A 3,641-nucleotide genomic window follows, 5' to 3' on the forward strand; every position below is an offset into this window, starting at 1 on the left:
GAGCTGGACGACGCCCCGCGGGAGGGCCGGGGTGGCCCGTACGCCCCCGGCGTGCCCGCCCCGAGGCCCGACGATCTCATCGTGCATCAGCAGGATGTCCAAGCGGTCGTGAACGCGCTGTGGGCCGGCGGCGCCGAGGCGATGAGCATCATGGATCGCCGGGTGACGGCACTGACGGCGGTCCGCTGCGTCGGGAACACTCTTCTGCTGCACGGCGAGGTCTTCTCCCCGCCGTTCCGGATCACGGCGATCGGGGAGGTCGCTGCGTTGCGCTCCAGCCTGCGGGCCAATCCACAGGTTACGATCTACCGGCAGTACGCCGACGCCTACCGGCTGGGATACCGCGTCGAGGAGGCCGCCGACAGCCGGTTACCCGGCTACGACGGGCCGATGATCGACCTGTCCGGCACCGCCAGGCGCGGCTAGGAGAACGCCGCCGTCCGCAGGGTCTCGACCTCGGCGGACAGCCCCGGTGCGAGCCTGCGCGCCGCGCCGCCGTCGCCGCACTGGTCCAGCCAACGGGCGAGGATCAGGTGGCCGCCCTGGGTGAGGACGGACTCCGGGTGGAACTGCACGCCCTCGAGCGGGAGCCGCCGATGGCGCAGCGACATCACCACGCCACTTTCGGTCCGGCCGGTCACCTCGATTTCCTCGGGGAGGGTGTCCTCCTCGACGGCCAGCGAGTGGTAACGAGTCGCGATGAACGGCGACGGCAGGTCCGTGAGAACGCCGGTCCGGTCATGGTGGACGACCGAGGTCTTGCCGTGCAGCAACTCCGGGGCGCGGTCGACGGTAGCGCCGAACGCGACCGCGATCGCCTGATGGCCCAGGCACACCCCGAGCAGCGGCACACCGCCCGACGCGCAGGCTCGCACCATGGGAATGCTCACGCCGGCCGCCTCGGGCGTACCCGGTCCCGGGGAGAGCAGGACCCCGTCGACGCCGAGCGCGGCGAGGTCGGCCGGCGTCATCTCGTCGTTGCGGCGCACGATGCATTCGGTCTCGAGCTGGCCCAGGTACTGGACAAGGTTGAAGACGAACGAGTCGTAGTTGTCGATCACCAGGATGCGCATCAGATCGTGACCTCCCGCGGCATCAGGCACCCTGCCGTGGGCGGCCGCAGTCCCATACTGCCTGAGCAGCCACGACCGCCTCCGTCGGCGCGACGACCTCAGGTGCCGCCACCGCCGTTGCGGCCGCCCAGCAGCCCCCCCAGGCCGCCCGGCCTCGTCGTGGCCGGTGTCCCAGGGGTGGGATTACCCGTCGGGCTCGGCGAGGTGCTGGTCGGTTCCGCGGTCGGGGTGGGCCCGGTCGGCGTCTCGGTCGGGGTCGGCGGCGCGGTGGTCTGGATCTGCTGGGCGACGGACAGCGTGATGGTCGAGCCCCGAGGGACGTTGCCGCCGGACGGGCTCTGGTCCACGACCGTCCCCGGCGCCACGTTGTTGTTCGCGACGTTCTGCCGGGCCGCGTTCAGCCCGTAGCGGCCGAGTTCGGCGACGGCATTGTCGTACGTGCGGTTGCGCACGTCGGGAACGTTGACGTTCGGGCTGACCACGTTGAGCGTGACCGTGCTGCCGGGCTTGACGGCCGTACCCGGCTGCGGATCGGTGCTGTTCACCGTGCCGACCTTCTGGCCGGTCGGGTTGGCGTAGGCCATCGAGTTCGGGACCAGCCCCAGCGCCCGTAGCGCCGCCTCGGCCTCGGCCTGGGTCTTCCCGAGCAGGTCGGTGGGGATCTGGACGTCGTCGGCGGCCTTGCCGATCGACAGGGTGATCATCCCCTTGGCGGCGACCTCCTTGCCCTCGGCCGGGTCGACCGCCGTGACCCGGCCGGCCATGTCCGGTGAGTCGACCAGCTTCGTGACCACATCCCCCCCGAAGCCGGCGCTCTGCAGCCGGGCGCGGGCCTGCTCCTCGTTCTGCCCGACGAGGCCGGTCGGGACGAGGATCTTCTTCGTGGAGGCGGTGTTGTGACCGGAGCTGAGGAAGGTCGTGGCGAGCAGGACGACGGCGACGAAGACGATGACGATTCCGAGACCCGCGAGGATGTACTTCCACGCCTGGGAACGCTCCTGATCGGGAACGGCCCGCCGGTCGATGGCCCCGGTCACGTCGTAGCGGTCGAACGGACCGGTGCCGAAGCGGCCGTCGTCGTAGGGCACGTCGCGGTAGGTGGTCTGGTCGTCGTCGCGGTAGTCGTCGTCGCGGTAGCGGTCCCGGGTGGGGTAACCCGCTCGGTCACCGCGGCTGAGGACCGCCGTGCCGGCAGCGGCCGGGCCGAGGGTGGTGGCGGCCCCGCCCGCGCCACCACCTCCCATCATGGCGTGCACGCGTCGTCCGGCCAGCGCCCGTTCCAGATCGTCGCGCATCTCACCCGCGGTGCCGTAGCGGTCGTCGGCGTCCTTCTCCATCGCCTTGAGGACGATCGCGTCGGCCTCGGGGGAGATGCCGCGATCGTGAGCGGACGGCGGCGGCGGGTCCTCCCGCACGTGCTGGTAGGCCACGGCCACCGGGTTGTCCCCGCGGAACGGCGGCGATCCGGTGAGCAGTTCGTAGAGCAGCACCCCGGTGGTGTAGACGTCGCTGCGGGCGTCGACGCGGGCTCCTCGGGCCTGTTCCGGGGACAGGTACTGAGCGGTGCCGATCACCGCGGCCGTCGCGGTCATGGTCGAGGAGGTCGCGGTGGTGGCGCGGGCGATGCCGAAGTCCATGACCTTGACTGAGCCGTCCGGGCTGAGCATCACGTTCGCCGGCTTGATGTCGCGGTGGATGATCCCCATCCGGTGGCTGTAGTCCAAGGCGGCGCAGACGTCGGAGGTGATCTCCATGGCGCGGCGTTCGGTGAACCGGCCCTCAGTCTGCAGCGCGTCGCGCAGGGTCCGTCCCTCGATGAACTCCATCACGATGTAGGGGATCTGCGCCCCGTTGATGATGTCCTCGCCCGTGTCATACACCGAGACGATCGCGGGATGGTTCAGCGCGGCCGAGGACTGTGCCTCGCGGCGGAACCGGGCGAGAAAGGTGGGATCACGGGCGAGGTCCGGGCGCAGCGTCTTGATGGCGACCTCACGGCCGAGCCTGATGTCACGGCCGCGGAAGACCTCCGCCATGCCGCCATAGCCGATGCCCTCGCCCAGCTCGTAACGCCCGCCGATGATCTGTGGCCCAGCCCCCGGGGCATACATCTCCGTCACGTCGGTCACGAATACTCCCCTGCCGTCGCCCCTCCCGCGCCGGAAATCGCCGACCCGGCGTTACCGCTGACGATTTCACCACCGATTGCGGTTGCGTACACCACCCCCGGTGGTGTGGTCGCGGAGTTCGATTCGGAATTGCTGTTGGAGAACAACCTGTTAGTCGCGAATGCGACGATCACCACGGTGAGGATCAGCAGAATGATCAGAAGCGGCAGTGGCAGGGCGGGACGGGAGGCTGTCTCCGGCCGGTGCCGTCGAGCAGCTCGCCCCTCCCAGCCCGGCCGCAGATCATCCTGGCCGTCCGGGCCGGACGGGCCCGGGGGGCCGCCGGGGGTACGGGCCCACGGCGGCGGACCCGGGTGGTAGGCGGTGCCGGGGCCGCCGTAGGGCGGGCTGTGCAGGGCCGTTGCAGGTACGTCGGGTCCGCCGAGCATGGCTCCCGGGC

At 70.7% G+C, this 3,641-nt stretch carries 3 protein-coding genes and 1 pseudogene; 1 reads left to right on the forward strand and 3 read right to left on the reverse strand.

The window, feature by feature from the left end; translation table 11 throughout:
• Positions 1–426: DUF881 domain-containing protein (locus tag AC08OP_RS13895; protein WP_476614579.1), on the forward strand; the 426-nt coding region annotated here is incomplete at its 5' end.
• Here AC08OP_RS13895 and AC08OP_RS13900 read toward each other — a convergent pair.
• The 3 genes and pseudogenes from AC08OP_RS13900 to AC08OP_RS13910 all read right to left on the reverse strand — a co-directional run.
• On the reverse strand, positions 423–1,073 hold the full coding sequence (locus tag AC08OP_RS13900; protein ID WP_462188219.1) for an aminodeoxychorismate/anthranilate synthase component II: 651 nt from the start codon (positions 1,071–1,073) through the stop codon (positions 423–425). The genes AC08OP_RS13895 and AC08OP_RS13900 overlap by 4 nt on opposite strands.
• Before the next feature lie 98 nt (positions 1,074–1,171).
• Positions 1,172–3,202, reverse strand: a complete 2,031-nt coding sequence (gene pknB, locus AC08OP_RS13905) for a Stk1 family PASTA domain-containing Ser/Thr kinase (RefSeq protein WP_476614580.1) — start codon at positions 3,200–3,202, stop codon at positions 1,172–1,174.
• Positions 3,199–3,641: pseudogene (locus AC08OP_RS13910) on the reverse strand (serine/threonine-protein kinase); the annotation flags it as partial. The gene pknB and the pseudogene AC08OP_RS13910, both read right to left, overlap by 4 nt.

This window comes from Frankia sp. CeRuru1, from assembly GCF_977966315.1.